The organism is Loktanella sp. SALINAS62, from assembly GCF_018263905.1.
In the GTDB taxonomy this organism is placed as follows: domain Bacteria; phylum Pseudomonadota; class Alphaproteobacteria; order Rhodobacterales; family Rhodobacteraceae; genus Loktanella.
In genome coordinates this window covers 139,227-162,727 of the sequence record NZ_JAAFZU010000077.1, presented here as the reverse complement: position 1 = coordinate 162,727, position 23,501 = coordinate 139,227, and the positions used below count along the sequence as shown (strand labels likewise).

20 protein-coding genes are annotated in these 23,501 nt (G+C 63.2%); 6 read left to right on the top strand and 14 right to left on the bottom strand.

Annotated features, from left to right (window positions below):
• Positions 1-7 precede the first annotated feature (7 nt).
• Positions 8-1,720 carry a DNA polymerase Y family protein gene (locus GZH79_RS18480; protein ID WP_249219288.1) on the bottom strand — a complete coding sequence of 571 codons (1,713 nt, stop codon included), beginning with the start codon at positions 1,718-1,720 and terminating at the stop codon, positions 8-10.
• Positions 1,721-1,740: 20 nt separating this feature from the next.
• Entirely contained in the window at positions 1,741-2,403 is a 663-nt protein-coding gene (locus GZH79_RS18475; RefSeq protein ID WP_349291234.1) for a hypothetical protein, read from the bottom strand.
• A 136-nt stretch (positions 2,404-2,539) separates the two neighbouring features.
• On the opposite strand from GZH79_RS18475, the gene xylB reads away from it, so the two are divergent.
• Positions 2,540-3,973 (top strand): xylulokinase, encoded by a 1,434-nt coding sequence (gene xylB, locus GZH79_RS18470; protein ID WP_211645243.1) that lies wholly within the window; start codon positions 2,540-2,542, stop codon positions 3,971-3,973.
• A 149-nt stretch (positions 3,974-4,122) separates the two neighbouring features.
• Here xylB and dctP read toward each other — a convergent pair whose 3' ends face one another.
• From dctP to GZH79_RS18440, 6 genes are all read right to left on the bottom strand, one after another.
• On the bottom strand, positions 4,123-5,190 hold the full coding sequence (dctP, locus tag GZH79_RS18465; RefSeq protein WP_211645242.1) for a TRAP transporter substrate-binding protein DctP: 1,068 nt from the start codon (positions 5,188-5,190) through the stop codon (positions 4,123-4,125).
• A 61-nt stretch (positions 5,191-5,251) separates the two neighbouring features.
• The gene (locus GZH79_RS18460; RefSeq protein ID WP_211645241.1) at positions 5,252-6,730 is read right to left on the bottom strand and encodes a TRAP transporter large permease; all 1,479 of its coding nucleotides are present in this window, start codon (positions 6,728-6,730) and stop codon (positions 5,252-5,254) included.
• Entirely contained in the window at positions 6,730-7,323 is a 594-nt protein-coding gene (locus tag GZH79_RS18455) for a TRAP transporter small permease (RefSeq protein WP_211645240.1), read from the bottom strand. The genes GZH79_RS18460 and GZH79_RS18455 overlap by 1 nt, the downstream gene beginning before the upstream one ends.
• Before the next feature lie 102 nt (positions 7,324-7,425).
• Positions 7,426-7,929, bottom strand: a complete 504-nt coding sequence (locus GZH79_RS18450) for a flavin reductase family protein (RefSeq protein ID WP_211645264.1) — start codon at positions 7,927-7,929, stop codon at positions 7,426-7,428.
• A gap of 2 nt (positions 7,930-7,931) precedes the next feature.
• Positions 7,932-8,825: an aldo/keto reductase gene (locus GZH79_RS18445; protein WP_211645239.1), complete on the bottom strand. Its 894-nt coding sequence runs from the start codon at positions 8,823-8,825 to the stop codon at positions 7,932-7,934.
• A complete protein-coding gene (locus GZH79_RS18440; RefSeq protein WP_211645238.1) occupies positions 8,826-9,986 on the bottom strand; it encodes an LLM class flavin-dependent oxidoreductase in 1,161 nt (386 codons plus the stop codon).
• A 58-nt stretch (positions 9,987-10,044) separates the two neighbouring features.
• On the opposite strand from GZH79_RS18440, the gene GZH79_RS18435 reads away from it, so the two are divergent.
• From GZH79_RS18435 to GZH79_RS18425, 3 genes are read left to right on the top strand one after another with little or no spacing between them, the layout of a single operon-like run.
• Positions 10,045-10,740, top strand: coding sequence for a GntR family transcriptional regulator (locus GZH79_RS18435; protein ID WP_211645237.1), 696 nt, complete (start codon positions 10,045-10,047; stop codon positions 10,738-10,740).
• Between the two features lie 2 nt (positions 10,741-10,742).
• Entirely contained in the window at positions 10,743-11,858 is a 1,116-nt protein-coding gene (locus GZH79_RS18430) for a Gfo/Idh/MocA family oxidoreductase (RefSeq protein ID WP_211645236.1), read from the top strand.
• Between the two features lie 4 nt (positions 11,859-11,862).
• The gene (locus tag GZH79_RS18425; RefSeq protein ID WP_211645235.1) at positions 11,863-14,301 is read left to right on the top strand and encodes a glycoside hydrolase family 3 C-terminal domain-containing protein; all 2,439 of its coding nucleotides are present in this window, start codon (positions 11,863-11,865) and stop codon (positions 14,299-14,301) included.
• Here the strand turns inward: GZH79_RS18425 and GZH79_RS18420 are convergent.
• From GZH79_RS18420 to GZH79_RS18400, 5 genes are all read right to left on the bottom strand, one after another.
• Entirely contained in the window at positions 14,298-16,514 is a 2,217-nt protein-coding gene (locus GZH79_RS18420; RefSeq protein ID WP_211645234.1) for a hypothetical protein, read from the bottom strand. The two genes, GZH79_RS18425 and GZH79_RS18420, sit on opposite strands and share 4 nt — an antisense overlap.
• Before the next feature lie 137 nt (positions 16,515-16,651).
• Entirely contained in the window at positions 16,652-17,218 is a 567-nt protein-coding gene (locus tag GZH79_RS18415; protein ID WP_249219287.1) for an ABC-type transport auxiliary lipoprotein family protein, read from the bottom strand.
• Positions 17,219-17,221: 3 nt separating this feature from the next.
• Positions 17,222-19,660, bottom strand: coding sequence for an MlaD family protein (locus GZH79_RS18410; protein ID WP_211645233.1), 2,439 nt, complete (start codon positions 19,658-19,660; stop codon positions 17,222-17,224).
• Positions 19,657-20,295, bottom strand: coding sequence for a paraquat-inducible protein A (locus tag GZH79_RS18405; protein ID WP_211645232.1), 639 nt, complete (start codon positions 20,293-20,295; stop codon positions 19,657-19,659). Before GZH79_RS18405 ends, GZH79_RS18410 begins: the two co-directional genes overlap by 4 nt.
• Positions 20,262-20,888, bottom strand: a complete 627-nt coding sequence (locus tag GZH79_RS18400) for a paraquat-inducible protein A (RefSeq protein WP_211645231.1) — start codon at positions 20,886-20,888, stop codon at positions 20,262-20,264. The genes GZH79_RS18405 and GZH79_RS18400 overlap by 34 nt, the downstream gene beginning before the upstream one ends.
• A 110-nt stretch (positions 20,889-20,998) precedes the next feature.
• On the opposite strand from GZH79_RS18400, the gene GZH79_RS18395 reads away from it, so the two are divergent.
• Entirely contained in the window at positions 20,999-21,685 is a 687-nt protein-coding gene (locus GZH79_RS18395; RefSeq protein WP_211645230.1) for a fumarylacetoacetate hydrolase family protein, read from the top strand.
• Here GZH79_RS18395 and GZH79_RS18390 read toward each other — a convergent pair.
• The gene (locus GZH79_RS18390) at positions 21,682-22,320 is read right to left on the bottom strand and encodes an AAA family ATPase (protein ID WP_211645229.1); all 639 of its coding nucleotides are present in this window, start codon (positions 22,318-22,320) and stop codon (positions 21,682-21,684) included. The two genes, GZH79_RS18395 and GZH79_RS18390, sit on opposite strands and share 4 nt — an antisense overlap.
• Before the next feature lie 150 nt (positions 22,321-22,470).
• Between GZH79_RS18390 and GZH79_RS18385 the strand changes: the two genes are divergently transcribed.
• Entirely contained in the window at positions 22,471-23,358 is an 888-nt protein-coding gene (locus GZH79_RS18385) for a YihY/virulence factor BrkB family protein (RefSeq protein ID WP_249219286.1), read from the top strand.
• Positions 23,359-23,501: the final 143 nt, after the last annotated feature.

Sequence of the window (23,501 nt, the reverse complement as noted above, 5' to 3'; positions counted from 1 at the left end):
CGGCCCGTCACGCAAAGCATCCGTGCACGAACCAGCGCGGCACATCGCCCCGGTCATCCCCCAGCACGCCGTCGCGGTAGATCCACAACCGATGGCCGGATTGCGCTTCGACCCGGTAATAATCGCGCAGCCGGGTGCCGGGGCGATCGTTCCACCATTCCGGCGCGATCCGTTCGGGACCGGCGAACCGCGTGACCCTGTGGGTCTGTCTGCGCCAGACGAACTGGGCGGGCGGGCCTTCGGGGACGGCGTAAAGCACGCGGATTTCTTCGGGGTGATCGAACAGGCAGGGCGGGCGCGGGTGCGCGGGTCGTGTCATCGCATTTGCATCCCGCCCCGACATCGCGGGCAGCCAGCCCGCCGCACGTTCGGGAATATGGCTGGGCAGGGGCACCGGCACCTGCACCGCTGCATGGCCCAGCCGCGCCACCAGCCGGTCGATCAGACGGGCCAGTTGCGCGCCATCGTCCGCGCGCCCGTCCAGCCGGGTCTGCACCCGGGCCAGATCCTCTGTCGCATCGGCGGTCAGGGTGATCAGATCGAAACCGAACCCCGGATCGATCCGGTCCAGCCGGTCGTCGAACAACCGCAGCAGATGTGCTGGATCGCGGCTGGGTCGCGCGGTGGCGGCGGTCACGGCAGAGACTTCGCCGTCCGCGCGGTACACCGTCACCGTCAGGCGGCGCAGGCCGCAATCCGCAGCCTCCAGTGCGGCACACAGTTCGGCACACAGGGCAGGCAGATGCGGGACCGGGTCCTGCACCGGTTCCGCCAGCCGGGCCTGCACCGCGAACCGGGGGGGTTCACGTTCGGCGCTGACGGGTTCGGGCAGCCTTCCCTGCAACTGGTCCAGCCGGGCCAGCGGGTTGTGTGCCAGTGCCGTCTGCGCAAAGCGTCGCGCCAGGCTGACCCGTGGCACGGCGGCCAGATCACCGATTGTCTTCAGCCCCAGCCGTTGCAGCAACAGCACCGTATCGCCATCCAGCCGCAGCGCGCGCGCGGGCAGCGGGGCGGTGGCCTGCGCCAGCCTGTCGGGGGGCACGACGGCGCGCACAGGGCCGAACCGGGCCAGCGCCCAAGCGGCACCGTGGGTCGGTGCCATGGCCAGCCGTGTCGACAGGCCCAGCAGGCTGAACTGGCCTTCCATATCGCGCAGCAGCGCGGCTTCGCCCCCCCACAGGTGGTCCGACCCGGTGGTGTCCAGCACCAGCCCGTCGCAGCCATCCAGCGCGGTCCAGGGGCACCACCGCCGCGCCCAAAGCATCAGCCGTTCCAGCGCCAAACGATCGCCGTCGGGATCAGCCCAGGCGACGCGCACCTGCGGGCACAATGCGCGCATGTCCACGACCCGCGCGCCGGGTTGCAGCCCTGCACAGCGGGCGGCCCGATTGACTGCATAGACCACCGGGCCATGCGCCCCATCCACGGCAAGAATCACCGGCAGGTCGTCAGGGGGCGCGTCGTGTCGCTGGGTGGCCCAGCGCAGCCAGCGGGCGATGGCCAGATCTTCGAACTGGATGCTGACGATCCGGCGCGACAGCGCATCGCGGCCCATGCGCGGTGCGGGTTCCGCATCGCCGGTGGTGGTCACACCTGTTCCGGTCATGGCGATCTGTCCGGTGTCCACGGCGCCGCCTGTGGGCCGCATGGCATGCCGGGGCAGCGGCGTATCCGCGTCGGTCTGCGGGGCAGGACAGGTCAGGCGCATCTGTTGGGTCATGGTCGCATCCCCCGACGCGGTCAGGCGATGGCCTGACGGGCGACATCGTGCTGGGTCGTATGGCTGAGCACGAGACCGCGCGCATCCTGCCGGGCGACCCATGCGCCGGGGGCACGGCCACGGGCGCGAAACAGGTCCGCCTGCCACAGGGGCGCGCCGGGTGCACGGTTGTCATAAGGGTCCGACAGGGCGGGCAGGGCACCGATACGCCAGCGCTGGCGTGCCGCGCTCAGGTTCGGGGTGGCCGCACGGCGGATCAGCAGGGCAGGCACGGCCTTTGCCTCTGCCCGCAGGGCAAGGCGTTTGGTCGCGGTGAAATCAAGCGCTGGCGGATCGCCCCAGATTTCCCCCAGCACGGCACAGACGCCGGCACTGTAAAGCGCTTCTTCCATCGCCCACAGCACATCCACAGGGCGGTTCGCCATCACATGCAGCAGCTTCAGGCCATGCGGCAGGCCCGCAAGGCAGGGGCGCCCGGCCTCACGCCGGCTTAGCCGGTCCTGCACCCACAGGACCGGACGGTCGTCCCCCGCAAACCCCGCCAGCTGCGCGCAGGCAAAGCCCGTCACCGCCGCATCCAGCGTGCTGGTGGCGAAAAGTTCCGACAGCGTGGCGTCCAGCGGATACACCGTTTCGGTGATCCGGTCCGCACCGGGAAAGACTGTGTCTGACGGGTTCTGCACGGGGCGTCCGATTCCATTTGTTCTTCTTTTGTTCTAGTCCGTTCCGGTGCGCCGGTCAATTCGGCGGACGGTCTTGCCCCTCGTCACCGGGGGCAATCGGGGCTAACGTGCTGTGCGACAACGAAAGGATTTTGAGATGTATATCGGTTTGGATCTGGGGACCTCTGGTCTGAAGGGGATCGTCATCGACGATCAGCAGAACGTCGTGGCAGAGGCGGTCGCCGACCTGACCGTGCAACGCCCCCATGACGGCTGGTCCGAACAGGACCCGGCGGCATGGATCGCGGCCGCGACGCAGGTGATGGGCCAGCTCAAGGCGCGCGCCGATCTGTCGGCGGTGCGGGGAATCGGGCTGTCGGGGCATATGCACGGCGCGACCCTGCTGGATGCGGATGACGCGGTGCTGCGGCCCTGTATCCTGTGGAACGACACCCGTGCCGCATCCGAAGCCGCGGTGCTGGACGACAACCCCGATTTCCGCCGTCTGACCGGCAATATCGTCTTTGCGGGTTTCACCGCGCCGAAACTGGCATGGGTCCGTAACCATGAACCCGATCTGTTTGCCCGGACCGCCAAGGTGCTGCTGCCCAAGGATTACCTGCGCCTGTGGCTGACCGGCGAACACGTGGCCGAAATGTCGGATGCCGCCGGCACCAGCTGGCTGGACGTCGCGGCGCGCGACTGGTCGGACGATCTGCTGGCGGCGACCGGGCTTGACCGTGACGCGATGCCGCGTCTGGTCGAAGGATCGCAGGTGTCGGGCAGCTTGCGCCCCGCGTTGGCCGCCGAATGGGGCATGTCCGCCGTGCCGGTGGCGGGGGGTGGCGGCGACAATGCTGCCAGCGCCGTGGGTGTGGGCGTGGTGCAGCCGGGGCAGGCGTTCGTGTCGCTGGGCACGTCGGGCGTGCTGTTTGCGGCCAGCGACAGCTACCAGCCGGATGCGGCCAGTGCGGTGCATACCTTTTGCCACGCGCTGCCGGACACGTGGCACCAGATGGGCGTCATTCTGGCCGCAGGCGACGCGATCAACTGGTGGGCCGCCGTGGCAGGGGCCAAGGCCGCCGACTTGACCGCCGGTCTGGGGCCATTGCGCGCGCCGGGGCGGACGCTGTTCCTGCCCTATCTGGGGGGCGAGCGCACGCCGCACAACGATGCAGAGGTGCGCGGCCAGTTGCTGCATCTGGACCACGCCACCGACCGCGACGCGATCACCCGTGCTGTGCTGGAAGGCGTGACACATGCGTTCCGCGACAGTTTCGACGCGCTGACCGGCACCGGCACCCGGATCGACCGCCTGATCGGTGTCGGTGGCGGCACACGGTCGGATTATTGGGTGCAGGCCATCGCCACGGCGCTGGACCTGCCGGTCGAAATCCCGGTGTCGGGTGATTTCGGCGGGGCATTCGGTGCAGCACGGCTGGGCCTGATGGCCGCGACCGGTGCCGGGGTCGAGATCGCGACGCCGCCGCAGATCGCGCGCGTGGTGGAACCGGACGCCCGTCTGCACGATGCCTTTGCAGAGGCCCATGCGCGGTATCGGGCGGGTTATGCACAGGTGACGGACAAGTGACGGGTTCGGGGGTGGACAGGTGACGGGTGAGGGGGCGCTGCCCCCGCGCCTGCGGCGCTCCCCCGGAGTATTTCAGGCAAGATGATGCCACAGGACCACATGAAAAAGGGGCCGCGTGATGCGGCCCCTGTGCGTGTGATGTGGGTGGTTCAGTTCAGTTCGGCTGCGTATTCCGCATCCAGCTGGGTCTGAACCTCTTCGACGGTGGCGAGCATTGAGTCGAGCACTTCACTGCCGCCGTCGACGTTTTCACGAAACCAGTCCTGCACGGGTGCGGCAGCTTCGAGGAACATCTGTTTTTCGTCGGGTGTCGGCACGTAGATGGCGCCGCCGCCATCGGTGAACGCCTGATAGGCCGCGATGGATTTCCGCTTTGGCGAGGCGAATGTCGCCTGCTGCAACTGGTAGAAGCCATCGGCCACGACCTTGCGCAGATCTTCGGGCATATCCATGAACTTTTCGTTGTTCATGAACCACAGTGCGCCCATGTAGGCGTGCCCGTCCAGCGTCAGGTATTGCAGGCCCGCGTCGGGGAATTTCATCGACATGATGTCGGTGATGCCGTTCTTGGTGCCTTCGACGACGCCGGTTTGCAGCGAGGTGAACAATTCTGGCCACGGGATGCCGGTGGGCGATGCGCCCAGCGCGCTGGTCAGGACCTGCGGCAGCTCTGCCGGGACGGTGCGGATTTTCAGACCTTCCAGATCGGCGGGTGTCTGCACCGGGCGGACCGTGTTGGCAAAGTTGCGCCAGCCGCCGGTGTTGCCGATCGTCATCAGGCGGACCTGACCGTCGGAGGCTTCGCTGACCTTTTGGCGCATGGTGGCGACAAAGGGCGATCCGTTGTCCAGCACAGCCTCTGCCACGCGGTCGTCGCTCATCAGGTAGGGCAGGTCCAGCACCTGCACAAAGGGGAACAGCGACGCGGTCCCGCCAGAGGTCGAGATATAGATGTCGATCGAGCCTTCGGCCACACCTTCAAGGCATTCTTCGCCCGTGGAACACAGCTGCGTGCCGATGAACAATTCCACGCCGATCTGCCCGTTGGACGCGCTTTCGACGTAGTTCTTGAACACGACAAGGCCGTCGTAGTCTTCGTCGTTTTCGTTCGAATTGGCTGTTGCGCGCAGCGTATAGGTGGCGTCCTGCGCCCAGGCTGCGACAGCGGTGCCCGACAGCAGGGCGGCGGTCAGCGCGCCGGTGATCAGATGTTTCATGGTCTCTCTCCCTTGGTGGTGGCCATACGGCCTTATGCGGTGACTGTGTGACAGTTTCTTGTTATTGGGCGAACCCCGTCAAGCGGGGAATCGTCATTGAAATTGCGGGAAAATAAGTGATCAGGAAGATCACGAAGATTTCCACGGCAAGGAACGGCAGGATCGCGCGGGCGATGGTTTCAACCCGTTCGCCCGATACGGTGGAACTGACGAACAGCACCAGCCCCATGGGCGGTGTCGCCAGCCCCACGGTCAGGTTCACCGACATGATCATCGCGAAATGGATCGGATCAACGCCAAGGCTGACAAAGATCGGGCCAAGGATCGGGCCAAGAATGATGATTGCCGGACCGGCATCCAGAAACATGCCCACGACAAAGAGCAGGATGTTGATCAAGAACAGCAAGATCAGCGGGTTGTCCGACAGCGACAGCATGAAATCGGACATGATCTGCGGCGCATAGGACAGCGACACCACCGTCTTGAACGCGACCGCAGCGCCGACCAGCAGCAGCACCGCAGCCGTCCCCAAGGCGGATTTCGACAGCACTGCCCACAGATCCACCAGCGTCATCGACCGCAGCACGAAAAAGCTGACCACCAGCGCATAGGCGACGGCCACGGCTGACGCTTCTGTCGGGGTAAAGACACCCAGCAGGATACCGCCCAGAATGATGATCGGCGTCTGGAGCGGCGCAATCGCCTTTTTGCAGATCAGGCGGAAATCGTGGCTGACCTTTTCGCGCAGCGCCAGCAGGCCGAAATGCATGGCGATGACCGACACGCCGTAATGCAGCCAGCCGCCCATGCCGTCCGCCTGAAGTGCAAGGCCGGTCAGCGCGAACAAAAGATAACCAAGGTTCAGGCGCAGCAGCACGAAACTGACCCAGTATTCGGTGGCGCTGATCGTCTGGCCGGGGCTGACGATGCGTTCCGCCTTTGGCAGATCGTAGCGGTCTGCCATCAGACGGACGGTCAGCATCAGGCCAAGACCCACCAGAACGCCCGGCACGATCCCCGCCAGAAACAGGGCGGCGACGCTTTCGCCCATGACATAGGCATAGATGATCATGATGCCGCTGGGCGGGATGATCGGGCCGATCACCGAACTGGCGGCGGTGATCGCGGCGGCGAACCTGCGGGTATAGCCGTTTTTTTCCATCGCGGGGATCAGGGTAGACCCCAGCGCACTGACGTCCGCCACGGCGGACCCGGACATGCCCGCGAACAGGAACGACGACAGGATGTTCACATGCGCCAACCCGCCACGAAAATGACCGATCAACGCCTGGGAAAATTCCACCAGCCGCATGGTGATGCCGCCGCGGTTCATGATCTCTCCGGCGAGCATGAAGAACGGCAGCGCCATCAGCGGAAAGCTGTCCATCCCGTTGTAGAAATTGCGGTAAAGCCCGGCCACGACGTTGCGGTCGTCGCCTTGCAACAGGATCAGCGCGATGGGCGATGTCATCAGCGCAAAGACGATGGGCAGGCCGATCAGGATCAGCAGCAGGAACAGGGGCAGGAACCACAGCAGCATTATTCGGCACTCAACGCGTTGGTGTCAGGCAGCGGGCGCAAACGGTCCGCACCACCCAGCAGGGTCACGATCTGACGCAGCATCAGTTCAAGGTTCACGAGGATCAGCAGGTTGATTCCGACCCAAAGAGAGGCAAACATCCACCAGTTTCGAAACCGCAGGCTGTCACCGCCCAGCAGATCCAGCGGCAGGCGCAGCGCGGGCAAACGACCCCGCCCGGACATTGTGTCGATATGGTTGTTCAGCCCGCGTTCCCACAGGATCAGCAGCACCCACATGGTGATGCTCAGCAGGACCAGCGACAGCAAGGCGGCCGCCAATCGCGGCAGAAACCGTCCCAGCATGTCGATGCTCACGAACCCGCCGCGACGATAGGCGACAGGCGCCATCAGGCCGGTCATCCACAACATGCCGAAACGGGCGGCTTCTTCGGTCCAGTTGGGCGCGTCGTTCAGCACGTAACGGAAAAACACCTGACCCAGGATCAGCACGACCATCACCGCCAGCGCGACCACGGCCGCGATCCGGCCGATCATCAGCAGAAATCCGTTCAGTCGTTCAAGGGGCCAGAGAACCCCCAACAGGACCGGCATGCCGGCTCCTCCCCTGTTTATGTGCCTTGTGGCGAACGGCGCCGGGGCGCTGCCCCCCGGCTTGCGCCGTCCCCCGGAGTATTTGGGGCAAGATGATGCCCGTCAATCGGCCTTGAACGCACCGTATTGGCCCGCGTGAAAGACCAGCGGATCGCCGCCGCCGTGATGTGCCTTGGTCACGCGGCCGACGACGATGACATGATCACCCGCGTCGTGCGTTGCCTCCAGACTGCATTCAAAGGTGGCCAGCGCGCCATTGATGATGGGCATGCCGCAATGCGACAGGCGGGTCGGCACCTTGGAAATGGCGGTTTTGGATGCGATGATCGCCGCACAGATATCGCGTTGATCGGCGGCCAGCACATGCACGGCGAACCGGCGCGAGCCCGCAAAATGTTCAAACCGCTTGCTGATTTTCGCAGGCGACCACAGCACCAAAGGCGGGTCCAGCGATACGCTGGCAAAGCTGTTGGCGACGATGGCAACCGGGCCTTCGGGGCTGTCGGTTGTCACGATAGTCACGCCGGTGACGAATGTGCCCAATGCGCCGCGAAAACTGTCCGCATCGGCAGAGGGGTCAAATGTGGCGATGGTGCCGGTTTCCATGCTCATGCGACGTCCTTTCCACGGGCTGCGGTGTACAGGGCGAACCACTGGGGCCGGGTAAGCCGGATCTTGAATGCATCTGACAGAGCCTTGATCCTTTTGATGTTGTTGGTGCCCATGACAGGCAGGATGCGGGCAGGATGCGCCAAAAGCCAGGCGGTGGCTACAGCCGACACGTCGGTTCCGGTGTCTTTGGCGATCTTTGTCATCTCAGCGTGCAGGGCCGGGTGCGATCCGTCCAGCAGCGCACCGCCGGCCAAGGGCGACCATGCCATCGCGGGGCGGCCCAGCCGTTGCAGATGTGCCAGATCGCCGTTGACGAACGCATCATGCGACGCCAGCGACAGTTCGATCTGGTTGGTGGCAAGCGGGGTTTCCATCGCCGATTGCAGCAGATCCCAGTCCCACGGGCGGAAATTCGACACGCCCACGGCCCGCACCTTGCCCGATGCGACCAGATCATCCAGCGTGCGTCCGGTGTCGTGATGATCCATCAGCGGATCGGGACGGTGGATCAGCAGCAGGTCGATCCGGTCCAGCCCCATCAGCGACAGGGATGCATCCACCGCTGCGGTGATATGCGCGCGGCTGGTATCGTAGTATTTGCCCGGCGCGCCCGCATGACGGCCCGCGTCGATCACGATATCGCATTTGGTCACGATTTCGATCCGGTCGCGCAGGGCAGGCGCCTGTTTCAGCGCCGCGCCCATGATTTCCTCTGCCATGTAGCCGCCGTAGATGTCGGCCTGATCCATCGTGGTGATGCCTTGGTCCAGACAGGCCTCGATCTTGGCCTGCACATGGGCAGGCGACGTGTCGGCATCGTCGCCCAGCCGCCACATGCCATACACGATCCGGCTGAAATCAAGCTCTGGGGTAATCTGGATACGGTCCATCTAGCGGCGGTCTCCTGCGCCAAGCGGCGTCTGCGGGGTGGTGTCTGGCACGCGGCCATAGGCCTGCGGCAATGAACAGGTTTTCAGGTGCGGCATGACGCGGCTGCCGAAATGCCGTGCTTCGTCGATATGCGGATAGCCCGAAAAGATAAACGCGCGAATGCCCATCCGGCGGTAATCTTCGATCTTGGACAGCACCTGATCGGTGGACCCCACCAATGCGGCACCGCAACCGGACCGTGCGCGCCCGATGCCCGTCCATAGACCCGGTTCGACATAGCCGAACTGATCCGCCAGCTCGCGCGCGCGCGCCTGATGCGCCACGCCCAGCGAGATGGAATCATGCGCCCTGTCGCGGATCAGCTTGCCGTATTCGTCGTCCAGCTTGCTGGCGATGTAATCGGCGTATTCACGCGCCTCTGCTTCGGTATCGCGCACCATCATATGCACCCGCAAACCATAGTCCAGCGTGCGCCCGTGGGCCGCCGCGCGGTCATTCACATCGCGCATCCGCTGGGCCAACTGGTCCATCGGTTCAGGCCACATCAGGTAGACGTCGCATTGCGCGCCGCACAATTCCAGCGCCGCCGGTGAATAGCCGCCGAAATACAAAAGCGGCCCGCCGGTCTGATAGGGGCGTGCGGGATCGGTGGACACGCCTTTGAAATCGTAAACCTCGCCGGAAAAATTGATCTCGTCGCGCGTCCAGGCTTGGCGCAGGATTTCCACCACTTCGTGACTGCGGCGATAGCGGAACGCGCTGTCGGCCACCTCTCCGGGGAAATCGCTGCTGATGACGTTCAGCGTCAGCCGCCCCTGCAGCATGTGATCCAGCGTGGCGACGGTGCGTGCCAGCATGATGGGCTGCATTTCGCCGCAGCGGATCGCGGCCAGAAAATTGATCCGGTCGGTCAGCGGTGCCATGCCCGCCACATAGGACAGCGTATCCTGTCCGACCTGAAACGAGGATGGGCACAGGATGTTGCGAAAGCCCTGCTTTTCGGCTTCCAGTCCGATGTCGCGGCAATGCGCCCAACTGGACCGCAGATCGCCGTCCGGCACCCCCAGAAACTGGTAGTCGTCGGAACACAGGGCGGAAAACCACGACACTTCGGATGCATCAAGGTCGGGGCTGGTGATGGGCACGATTGTATCTGTCATGCCACTTGCGTAGCACCCGTCCGGATGTGTAGCAATAGTGGATCAATCACGGCGGCACATGGCACAGTCCCTACCGAAATACATTCAGGTCAGCGAACGGCTGATCCGCGAAATCGCAGCAGGTCATCTGGCCGACGGCAGCCGCCTGCCGGGCGAACGCGACATGGCGCGCGATCTGGATCTGTCTGTCGGCACCCTGCGCAAGGCGCTTGCGGTGCTGGAATCAAAGGGTCTGCTGCACCGGGTGCAGGGGTCCGGCAACTACGTGCGGCACCGGGCCGATGTGGTGTCCGTCTACAGCTTTTTTCGGCTGGAAAAACCCGGCGGCGGCGGATTTCCCACCGCCCGCGTTCTGGACGTGGGCCGCAGGCCGCGCCCCGCCTTTGCGCCGGATGGCTGGCCCGCGCCGCAAGCGTGGCGCATCCGGCGGTTGCGGCTGCTGGACGATCTGCCAGCCGCACTGGAGGAAATCTGGATCGACGGTGCCCATGCGCTGGGCACAAAGGGGTTGAACCAGTCGCTTTACCGCGCCTATAGCGCGCGGCTGGGCCTGACGATTACCCGGATCGAGGACCGCATAGGGGTGGGGCAGGTCCCGTCGTGGGCACCACAGGATTTCACCCGGGCGGCAGGCACGCCATGCGTTCTGGTCACGCGCAAGGGGTGGGAACAGGACGCCACGCCGATGGAAGTGTCGCGCACCTGGGTCGATGAACAAAACGCGCGCTACGTGTCACGCGCAGGAATAGGATAAGCATGTCGGTCAAGCTGAATTACGGGATCGTGGGCTGCGGGATGATGGCCCGAGAGCATATCCAGAACATCGCCCTGCTGGACGATGCCCGCGTCGCGGTGGTGTATGACCCGGTGCCGGCACTGGCTGCTGCTGCCGCCGAACTGGCGGGCGGTGCACGTGTGGCGAATACGCTGGACGATCTGCTGGCGGAACCTGCGCTGGATGCCGTCGTGGTGGTCAGCCCAAATGATTGCCACGTGGACCAGTTGCGCCGGATCACCGCAGCGCGTGATGTGGCGGTGCTGTGCGAAAAGCCGCTGTTCACCGATCCCGCCGACTGCGACGCGGTGCTGACCATCGCGGCACGCCACCCCGCGCCGATCTGGGTGGCGATGGAATACCGCTATATGCCGCCCGTTGCCGCGTTTCTGGCGCAGGCACAGGACGCGACCGGTGGGATCAAGATGCTGACCATCCGCGAACACCGCTTTCCGTTCCTGCCAAAGATCGACAACTGGAACCGCTTCAACGCGCGCTCTGGCGGGACGTTGGTGGAAAAATGCTGCCATTTCTTTGACCTGATGCGCGTGATCCTGCAATCGGACCCGGTGCGCGTCATGGCCAGCGCCGGGCAGGATGTGAATCATCTGGGCGAAAACTATGCCGGGGCCGTGCCAGATATCTGGGATAATGCCTATGTGATCGTCGATTTCGCCAGCGGTGCACGCGCCATGCTGGAACTGTGCATGTTCGCCGAAGGCGCGCGCTATCAAGAAGAAATCACCGCCACAGGCCCCAAGGGCCGGATAGAGGTGCAGGTGCCCGGACCGGGCCGTTTCTGGCCCCCTGCGCTGGGCCCCGCACCGACCGCCCAACTGACGGTCAGCCCGCGCAGCCCAAAGGGTCCGGTGATGCTGGAAATTCCCGTCGATCCCGTCTTGCTGGATGCGGGCGACCACAATGGTTCGACCTTTTACCAGCACCAGCGTTTCGCCGCCGCTGTCCGGGGACAGGGTGCTGTTGAAGTGACCGCCAAAGACGGTACATGGGCCGTGATGATGGGGCAGGCCGCACAAGAGTCTGCCAGCACCGGGCAGGCCGTCACGTTGGTGCCGCCCGCACAAATGGGGGAATGAACCGATGACCGACGCAATCGACGACCTGCTGGACAAGATGACCCTTGCCGAACAGGTGCAACTGCTGTCCGGCGCGGATTTCTGGTCGGTCGCGGGGCCGGACCGTCTGGGCCTTGGCACCCTGCGCGTGACAGATGGCCCTAACGGGGCGCGCGGCGGTGGTTCGCTGATCGGTGGTGTGACGGCTGCGGCGTTTCCTGTCGGCATCGCGCTGGGCGCGACATGGGACCCCGACCTTGCGCATGACATCGGCACCGCCCTCGCGGCAGAGGTCAAATCAAAGGGCGCGCATATGCTGCTGGCCCCCACCGTGAACCTGCACCGCAGTGTCACCAACGGGCGCAATTTCGAATGTTATTCCGAAGACCCCGAACTGACCGCAGCACTGGCCGTGGGCTATATCCGGGGGCTTCAGTCACAGGGGATCGGTGCGACGATCAAACATTTCGCGGGCAATGAATCCGAAATCGAACGCACCACCATCGACAGCCGTGTCGATGAACGGTCCTTGCGCGAACTGTACCTGCGCCCGTTCGAGGATGCGGTGAAAAAGGCAGGCACATGGGGCATCATGTCGTCCTACAACAAACTGAACGGCACCTATACGGCGGAAAACCACTGGCTGCTGACAAAGGTGCTGCGTGACGACTGGGGGTATGACGGGATCGTCATGTCCGACTGGTTCGGATCGCGGTCCACAGCACCGACCATTGATGCGGGGCTTGATCTGGAAATGCCCGGACCGACCCGCGACCGTGGCGACAAGGTGGTGCAGGCCGTGCAGGACGGCACCGTCGCTGCCGAAACCGTGCGCCGCGCGGCGCGGAACATGCTGCGCCTGATGGACCGTGCAGGCGCGCTGCATGACCGCCGTGACCATGTGGAAACCGCAGATGACCGCGCCGCGACACGCGCCCTGATCCGGCGGGCCGGGGCTGCTGGCACCGTTATGCTGAAAAACGACGGGCTGCTGCCGCTGGCGCAGGGCGGGACGGTCGCCGTGATCGGACCGAACGCCAAGGTCGCGCGCATCATGGGCGGTGGATCGGCCCAGTTGAACCCGCATTACAGCGTCAGCCCCTATGATGCGCTGGCCGACCGGCTGGGCGCGGATGCGCTGCACTTTGCGCCAGGTTGCACCAACCATCGCTGGGAACCGCTGATGACGGGCCGTTTCGACGTGGCGTACCGGCCCAAGGACCAGCCTGACGCAGCCCCCGTCCACACCGACACCATGATGGGATCAGAGGCGTTTATCATCCCGCCCATCGGTGACGGCACGCTGGACCCCACACAGGCGCATGTCACCCTGACCGGTCACTTCACCCCCGATGATACCGGGCTGCACCGCGTCGGGATCGCTGCAACCGGCCCCTGTGCCGTCTTTATCGACGACAAACTGGTGACTGACGGGCGCACATGGCAAAAGGGCCGCACCTTCTTTGAAGAAGGCTGTGACGAGGTGGTCGGTGACATCACATTGACCGCAGGCCAGACCTATTCCGTCCGGATCGAGGTGACGGCCCGCACCGGCGACAATCTGCAATTCACCGCCTTTCGCGCAGGGATCGGCAAACCGCTGGGCGACGATGCCATCGCGGCTGCCGCACAGGTCGCCGCACGGGCCGATACCGCCGTGGTCTTTGTCGGGCGGTCCGGTGAATGGGATACCGAAGGGTCCGATCTGCAAGACATCACCTTGCCCGGACGGCAGGACGCATTGGTCGCCGCCGTGATCGCCGCCAACCCGCGCACCGTGGTCGTGCTGCAAACCGGCGGTCCTGTCGAAATGCCATGGGCCAGTGACGCGCCCGCCATCCTGCAAGCCTGGTATCCGGGCCAAGAGGCGGGCCATGCCATCACTGACGTGCTGTTCGGTGACGTGGACCCCGGCGGGCGCTTGCCGCAAACCTTTCCCGCGCGCTGGGCGGACAACCCGACCCAATCGCAGGACCCAGAGGTCTATCCCGGACTGGACGGCAAGGTCCGCTACGAAGAGGGGTTGATGATTGGCTATCGTCATTATGACCGGCAGGGCATCGTACCGCTGTTCCCCTTCGGTCATGGGCTGTCCTATACGACCTTTGCGCTGTCGGACCTGTCCGCCACGGTGACCGACGACGGCGCATCGGTCAGCGTTTCGGTTACAAATACAGGCGACCGGGCCGGAACAACCGTTGTGCAGATCTACGTCAGCGAAGACGCCCCGCAGGTGCCGCGCCCCGACAAGGAACTGGAAGGCTTTGCAAAACTGTCGCTGGACGCGGGCGAACAGCGCCGGGTGACGATCCCGCTGGATCACCGCGCCTTTGCCTATTGGGATCAGGACGGCACGCAATGGCGCATCGACGCGGGCCAATTCACAATTCATGCGGGCCAGTCCGCCACGGATCTAACGGACGCCGTGGCGATCACGCTGCCGGGGTGGACGGGGGCGGTCTAGCTCTCCGCCATCTCGCAGACCATGTCGAAATCATAGATGCTGCGCGCCGTCAGGTCGCGGGCGATATCCGTCCGGCCCAAGGCACTGAACTGGCGGTAGATTTCGACATGGGTGTGTTCGGTGCCCAATCCGCAATCGACCAGCAATTCGTAAACCGCGCGGCCTTCGTCGATCCGTTCCAGCATCATCAGCAACCGCGCCTTGGCGGCCAGCAGGCGCTGGGCGCCGTGACCGGGGGCCAGCGCGCGGTTCAGCACCTCCAGCGATTCTTCTAGCCGATTGGTGTCACGCCGCAGCATTTCAGACGTCATCAGATGGATTTCGATGAACCTGTGGTCGCTCACCGCCAGCGTGTTGTAGATCGTCCAGCTTTCGTCGCGTTCCTTCATCCGCCACAGCCGCCAGCCCAGTTCCGCCTGATAGGTCGGATGCCAGCCCATCAGGTTCGATGCCTTGCGCAACTGGAAAAGAGCCGTTTTATCAGCGCCTTGGGTGAACAAGATATCAGAAATCCGCTTGCGGTAAATCGGTGTGTCGGGTGACGCGGCAATCGCGCGGCGCTGACATTCCAGCGCCTCGTCGACCTCTCCGGCGGCAAACAGCAACACACCGCGCGCAGAGGTCAGGGCCGGATTGCCGTCCAGTTTCGAAAACGCGCGGGTCAGCATATCCAGCGATTTGGCGATCTTGGATTTGTTGGTAAAGGCGCGGTTCAGCTTTTTGCCGCAGGTCAGCCGCCAGTCGCGCACGACCAGATCCCACATATGGAAATCGCTGCGGTCTTCGGGATCGTGTCCTTTGGGTGCGATACTGTTCAGTTCCGCCAGCGCCTTTTTGCCCTGGGGAAAGACATTGCCCTTTTGCCGCGTCATCACCGGATCAAACGGGTAAAAGTTCTGCGGCGTCAGAATATCCGCCGTCAGGGCAAGGTTCAGCGCACCATGCACCACATTTTCAAGCGGCCGGAACCAGAACGCGGCATGCAGCCGGTCCATCGCCGTATCCGCCCGTCCGACCGACATCTGGTACAACGCGGAATAGGTATTCACCGTCGACATCGAATCGTCGCTATAGACGGGCCGCGCATAGGCCAGTGCGCGGACCGTTTCGCAAGCGGGCAGATCGTCGGTGGCGACCGACAATTCGCATAGCAGCTGGTAGGCGAACGATTTGTCCAACCCGTCATCCATATAGGCACGGATGATGCGGCGGGCGCGGGCAGGGTCGCCTTTTTCCTTTTGCCGTTCGATCAGGAAATGCAGACATTGGCCCACGTCGCCCATGTTGATGAACAACTCTGACCGCGCTTCCAGTCGGTCGGTCATCCGGTCCATCGCGGCGGCCCGGTCGGCGGGTGACAGCGCGTCTTCGACGGCTTGCAGGGTGCAATCCCCGATGGTCATCGCGGTCTGGCTGAACGCCGATGATGGCGGGCCAAAGATGCGTTTGCACCGCGACATGGCGAACAGTTCCAGAAAATCGCGCGCGCCCGGCGTCAGATCGGTATCGCCCAGCAAGTCGTCGAACCCCTGCACACGCGGATCGACGGCGCGCAGGCGGTCAACCTCGACGGGTGTGTCGGAAAAGATCAGCACGCGCGCATCGGGGTCGCGCAGGGTTTGCGCCAGATGTTGTTCGTAAAATTCACGCGGAATGAACTTGTTCGGCCACAGTTTGTTGGATGTGATCGGGTCGTAAATGATATCGCCGCGCCGGATATGATAGGCGGTCAGCTTTGTGCCTGCGAACACGGTGTCGATCCGTTCGATCATGGCGCGCACGGGCGCGCTGAACTGCACGCTGTCGATGGCCTGCGGCAAACGCGCCGCGACGGCCTGATGATCTTCCCATGGCAGGACCGTGACGCCCATCGCCGCACCCGACAGAAAGCTTTCACCGCCCGCCAGCGTTGCGCGGAACTTGTCAGCCGTCCATCCGGTGTGGCCGGTCAGCGTCGACAGATCAATCAGGTCATCGTAAATCCCGCTCAGGATGTCGGTATCAAAGAAATGCTTTGCCACCCAATCCGCATCGAAAATCGCACTGGGGTCGCGCATTTCTTCTGATGTGCGGCCCCCCGTGGTCCAGCCGACAAAAAACGGCAGATCGTAATCGCGCGTGATCCGCAGGGCGTTCAGCATCGCAATCATACGGCCGCCCATGCGGTCGTTACGGTGCGAAATGATACTGCCCTTCAGGTCTGCGGGGGTCATGGAACTGCCTTTGGTTGCGCCTCTGTCGGGCGATTGCCGTGAAACATGACGACAAATCGCGCCACGGTCAAAGCCCTAGCGCAAAAGCATGATCCAACTGTGGCCCTGCAGCGGCATCACCATGCCGACTGGTGGACCTAGCGGCCCAACCGGCGCGAAATGTCTTCGGCCAAACCTGTGATCGCCAGACCCTGTGCGGCAACCGCGCCGGGAATGTCGGGTGTTGGCATCGGGACCACATAGGCAAAGTTATGGGCCGTATTCGGGTAATCGATCCCGTCACCACCGATGAAATACTGACCCGACAGGGTAAAGTTGCCGGTGACGGCGCTGCCCAGCATCTCGGACACACGCACATCGACGACCACATCGGGAAGACCCGGAAACGGCCAGGGTTCGGGACCGACAAGCGCCGACAGGATCGTATCCATCTGGCGCGACAGCGACAACGTGACCGCGCGCGATGGATCGTCCGCAAACAGCAATTCGCCATCGGTCGTGATGACACCGGGGGCGGTTTCCAGCGCGATTTCATCGGATGCGGCATAAGTCGGCAGCGTCACGTCGCGCAGCACCACCGTTTCCATGCCAGCGCGCAGGCTCAGCGTCGGGGCAGCGGTCGGCATGTTCAGCCGCGTCGTGGTGCTGCCACAGGCGACAAGCGCACCCAAACCAAGGGCAATCAAGGCCGGTTTCATGGTCATGCTTTATCGCCCCGTAATCAGAGAGTTGGGATTGCGCTGGATCGTCCGCGCAAGGTTGGTAATCGCGTCCGCGGCTTGCTGAATGTCACGCAGCACGGCGGACAGATCATTGTTGAACCGTGACCGTTCGCCATATGTCGCCAGCACATCGCCAGAGTCGGTGATAAAGGTGGATGCCTGTTCGCTCAGGTCGGGCAGACTGTTGGCGGCTTCTTCGATAGCCTGTGCCGCCTGCGATGCCGATTGCAACGCCGCGTTTACGTTTTCAATCGCGCCGCCTTCGCGCACTTCGGCCAGTGTCAGCTGCAATTCGTCGAGAGCCGACGACAACGACGCGGGCAGGGCCTGTGCCGACGGGGTCGCGGTGATGTCCGACACGTTTTGCAAAACCTGCGTCGCGGCGGTGGACAGTTCTTCCAGATTCATACGCGCGGCTTCGGCGGACAGTTCTTCCAGTTGCGCCGTGATCGCGGGCAGTTGCGCCGACGCTGCGTCGATATTCTGCGCCGCACTTGCGGCGGCGGCTATGGCGTCGGTCAACTGGCCAGAGATGTTCTGCGCGGTCAGATCGGTCAGGATCTGACCGGCCTCGTCCGCGACGCTGCGCAATTCGCCGGGCAGGGCCTGCACATCCTGACTGGCGATCAGCAGTCGCGCCTCGTCCAGCAGTTGATTCAGGAAAACCGGCACCTCTTGCAGATCGTCGTTGGATGCGGCCGCTTCGATCGACACCAGTGCCGATTCCGCCTGCGCCAGCAGTGAATCCAGTGCCAGCGCGTTTGCTTTTGCGATCACCTGTTCGACCTGTTCGGCGATGTCAGGCAGGTTTTCGGTGCCGCCCGACACATTGCCAAGGATCGTATCCAATTGGCCCGCAAGGTTGGTATCGCCGACGGACCGGACGATGCCGGACAGGCCGCCGACGGTGTCTTCCAGCAGGTTCAAAAGATCGTTTACCTGACTTGGCACTTGCTGGATCTGGTCACTGCCCACGATGTCGCGCACCTCTGCCAGCAGGCTTGCAACCTGTTCGGGCGTGTCCAGCACGCCGTCCGACCGCAGCAGCGCATTGGCGCTGTCCATCACGTCGATGGCGGCGGCCAGCAGCTCTTCGATAGGCAGGTCGTTGATGCGCGCCAGCACGCTTTCGGCCTCGTCGGCGACGTCGGTGATGTTGGATGCGGTCGTTGGGATCACCGGATAGGGTATCGCGTCGACGTCCAGATCCGCCTGCGGCGCATCCGCGACCTCGATCAGTTCAACGGTCAGGTTGCCGGACAGGATGTTGCCCGTCACCAGCCGGGCGCGCAATCCTTGATCGACGAAACTTGCCAGCAAATCCAGTGCGTTCTGCGGCGTAGCTTCTTCGCCCAGACCCAGACGGCCGGGTTCGATGGCCAGAACGGTGCGCAGTTCGACGCTGCGTGCTTCGTCTTCGTCTTCGACGACGACCGCGCCCAGTTCCGACACCTGACCGATGCGGATACCCTGAAAACGGACGTCCGATCCGACGGACAACCCGCTGACCGACCCGTCGAACAGCACCGCCACGTTCAGTTTTGGGCGACCCACTTCGTTGAACAGGCTGGAACGTGCGGTTTCTTCGTCCGTGAACAGATCGAACACAAAACCGTCCTCAATCGGCTGACCGCCCGACACGACGGTATCGAATGCCACACCGCCCTCGATCAGGGATGCGAGTGAGCTCACATCAAGTGCCACGCCGCCAGCGCCCAACGAGATACTGAAACCCGCCGTGTCCCAAAACCGGGTAGAGGACGTGATCAACGCATCATAAGGTTCTGCAATAAAAGCACTTACCGTGACGTTCAGCCCGTCGTTCGACAACACCGGTTGGGACAAGACGCCGACTTCGATGCCCTGGTGCAGCACGGGGGCACCGGCGGACAGTGCGCTGCCTTCGGTCGTGCGCAGCACGATTTCGGTGCCGGTCTGGCCGGGCGGCACCACGGGCGGACGCTGCAACCCGGTAAATGACGTTTGCGCGTTGTCCGCATCGCGGTCCCAGTCGCCTTCGATGTAGACGCCCGACAATACGGTATCCAGCCCCGTGATCCCGCGTACGCTGACGTCGGGGCTGATGATCCAGAATTTCGCGTCCTGATCCATATACGGCCAGACGGTCTGATCGACCCGCGCATAGACCAGCACCTCTTGCAGATCTTCCGAAAATTCGACCTGCTCGACCGCCCCGATGGTCACGTCACGATACTTGATTTCCGTTTCACCCGCGACGATGCCCGACGCGCTGGGGAACGATATTTCAATCAGGACGCCGCGATCGGCATAGGACTGCCACGCCACCCCGATAGAGACCACGAGCGCCAAAATCGGCACCAGCCAGACAAACGACAACCTGCGCCAAAAACTGGGGCGGCCCTGACGCACGTCCATTTCGGCGGGGGTGAAATTATCGCTCATGCGTCTGCTGGCCCTTCGTTATCCCAAATCAGGCGTGGATCGAATGCCAACGCTGACAACATCGTAAACACAACCGACAGCGCAAAGCTTAGCGCCGCAATGCCGGGATTGATGGTCGCGACGGTGTTGAGTTGCACCAAAGCAGACAAAATGGCAACGACGAACACGTCGATCATCGACCACCGGCCAATGAATTCCACCACATCGTACAGCTTGTGGTGCTGGTGTACATGCCGGGTGCGTCCGCGCTGAACTGTGATTGCCAGATAGCCGATGGCGATGAATTTCCCCACCGGGATGACGATGGATGCGACAAAGACGATGGTTGCGATACCGTAGTTTCCGTAATGAAACAGTTCGACCACGCCACCGATGATCGTCTGTTCCGACCGGCTTAGCAGGGTTGCGGTCAGCAGCATCGGATAGATATTCGCGGGGATGAACGCGATGATCCCCGCGATCAGCCACGCCCATACCTTTTGCAGGCTTTCGGTGTCGCGCGACCGGATCGGCCCATGACACCGCTTGCAGCGGACAGCGCCCGCCGCATGGACCTGTCCGCAACGGCGGCAGGCGATCAGACCCGCCTGACGGGCGCTGGTCAGGCCCGGTAGGCCAGATCGAGTGCTTTCCAAACGGTGTACCTGCTCATGATGCGGTCATTGAAAATGGTGATGATGACAAGCGTGATAAACGCCCAGAACGCGGGGCCGATGGTCACCGTCGCGATGCCGGTGATCTTGACCAGCGCGACGGATACGCCGACCATGAAAATCTCTGCCATGGCCCAAGGGCGTAATTGTTCCGTCAGCGCAAATGCCACGCGCGCCCCGCGCCGGGGCCGGTGGCCCACCACAAGCGGCCCGATCGCATAGATCAGCGCCAGCAACCGGGTCAGCGGCAGCACGATGATGAACAGGGCGACCGCAATGGCCAGCGGAATACCGCGGCCTTGGTTGAACGCCATCACAGCGCTTAAGACCGACGTTTCGTTGTGGAACCCCTGCGCGTCGATATCCAGAAACGGAAAACTGATTGCCGCGATCATCAGGATCACGGCCGCGACGGCAAAACTGACCATCTGCGCCAGCGCGCGCGGGCGTTCGGTCATCAGCACAGCACCGCAGCGCACACAGCAAGCCTGCCCGCCGTGGGGCAGGTCAAGTTCGATATGCAGCGTGTCGCAATGGGGACACGCAATCAGATCATCCAGCGGTGGCAGCGACATGTTTCCTGACTCATTGACCGCCAAAGCGATTGTTTCAAGTGGCCAACACGCCATCCGGGCGCCATACAGGCCGTTCAACAGCAATAACCACGCCACAAAGGGTACACTCAATGCCAGACTATTCTTTTGCCCCCCCAGTGCAACCCGATCTGCCGATCACCGGATCAGAGCTTCGTTACCCGGTGCGGCGTATTTTCTGTGTTGGGCGCAACTATGCCGACCACGTTGCCGAAATGGGTGGTGACGCCGGGCGTGACGCGCCGATCTATTTCACCAAGTCCGCCCATACGCTTCTGCAATCGGGACAAGACATGCCCTATCCGCCGGGCACCGATGATTTGCACCACGAAATCGAACTTGTGGTGGCGATCGGTGGCACCGCGACGGCCATCGACCGTGCGGATGCCGCCAGTGTAATCTGGGGCTACGGTGTCGGGCTGGACATGACGCGCCGCGATTTGCAGAACGTGGCAAAGGATGCGGGCCAGCCATGGGATACGTCCAAGGATTTTGACGCCGCTGCCATCATCGCGGCGCTGACGCCCGCAGATCAGGTGCAGCTGTCCGACGCATCCATCCGGTTGGCCGTGAACGACACGACCCGGCAGGAATCGCCACTGGCGTCGATGGTCTGGTCAGTGCCCGACATCGTGGCGAACCTGTCCACGCTTTACACATTGTACCCCGGCGACCTGATCATGACCGGCACGCCTGCCGGTGTGTCCGCCGTCGTCAGGGGGGACGTTCTGGTCGGCACGGTCGACGGGCTGGACCCGGTGCAGACCCGGATTGTCTAGGCGTCTTCGGATGTCAGGGTGATATCGCAGGTGATCGCCCGGTCGATCACCCGCTGCGCGTTGGGAATATCGTTGCTTTCGGCGCGGCGGGTGGCGGCGGCGCGGCTGTGGTTCAGGTTCAGCCAACGCTGGATCAGCCGCCCGCGCAAATGCGCCATCGGTACTTCGACCCGGACGGTCAAATCCCACAGACCGGCAAGATTGCTCCACGGTGTTTCGTCGAACATCAGGTAATTGCCTTCGACGATGACGACCGGGCAGTTGGCAGGAACCGCAATGGCGCCGGCCACGGACAGATCGCGTGTCCGATCAAATACCGGGGCCATGACCTCGACATTTTCGCCCATGCGCCGGATCAGGTGCAGGAACCCGTCCGCATCGAATGTTTCGGGCGCGCCCTTGCGCGCCCGCAGGTCACGGGCATCCAGAATGGCGTTGTCCAGATGAAACCCATCCATCGGCACCACAAGTGCCGGACATTTCTGCAGGTTCAATCGCCGCGCAAGTTCTTTTGCCAGTGTCGATTTTCCCGACGCGGGCGCACCACAGATCGCCACCAGAATCCGGTCACGGCCTTCGCGCAGGTCGTGAATACGCTCTGACAGCAGATTGATCTGATCGGTGATATCCAGCACGGCAGTCTTCCTTTGGCTCGCCCGACCGCCTGTCGGGACCGTCGCAAGGCTAGCCAACACCTGCCGCAGATTCGAGTGTGAATTTGAATTATTTGGGGATAATCGCGCCCGGCATGGTGAACGCGCGGAAATCGGCCTAACTATGGACCCATGAGTGCGGATACCGAAACCCAATCGCGGACCAGTGATGTGACGCGGGCTGCGTCATGGATCACACGCGCCTGGCGGCTGGCCATGGCTGTCTGGACCACGGCGGCTGACCGTCACATCACCCTGATTGCGGGCGGTGTCGCCTTTTTCAGTATATTCGCGCTGTTCCCCGCCGTCGCGGCCGTTATCTCTGTCTTTGGGCTGGTGGCCGATCCCACGGTCGTGGTGCAGCAGCTAGAAGTCATGCGCGACATCATTCCCGAAGAAACCTATCTGCTCTTGATTGGCCAGATGGGGCGCTTGCTGGCCGCGCGCAGCGATACACTGGGCTGGGCATCCGGTCTGTCGCTGGGTCTGGCGCTATGGGCGGCCCGGTTGGGCGTTGCGGGCCTGATGTCGGGTCTGAATGCCATTGCAGGGCGTCCCCCGCGCAATGGATTCAAGCAGATCGTCGTGGCCCTGACATTGACGCTGGCGCTGGTGGCGATGGCGATCACCGCGATGATCACCGTCGTGGTCGCGCCGATTTTTATCGCGTTTGCGCCAATCGCCAACGACACCGCATGGGTTATCGAAGTAGTCCGCTGGCTGGTGGCGCTGATCGTTCTTTATAGCGCGCTCAGCATCCTGTATCGATTCGGGCCGAACCAACGGGGCGCGCGGTTGCGCTGGCTCACGGTCGGGGCCGCGACAGTGGTTGTCATCTGGATCGCGGCCTCTGCCGGGTTGTCGTATTATCTGGGCAACTTTACCCGCTACAACGAGGTCTACGGTTCCATTGGGGCCGTGATCGGCATGCTGCTTTGGCTCTATATCAGTGCTTTTCTGATCTTGCTGGGGGCCGTGCTGAACCTGCACGTGCATGGCCATATCGACGGCCACCACTGACCCCACATTGCGACAAAAGTGTCACCCCAGTGGCGGCATTTGGGCAGGGGTGCGGCACATTCTTCTAGATTTGCCGCATCGGCCCCGCTACGATCCCGTTAATTAAAATAGATACGTCCCTTGATGGGCGTACATATGAGGCG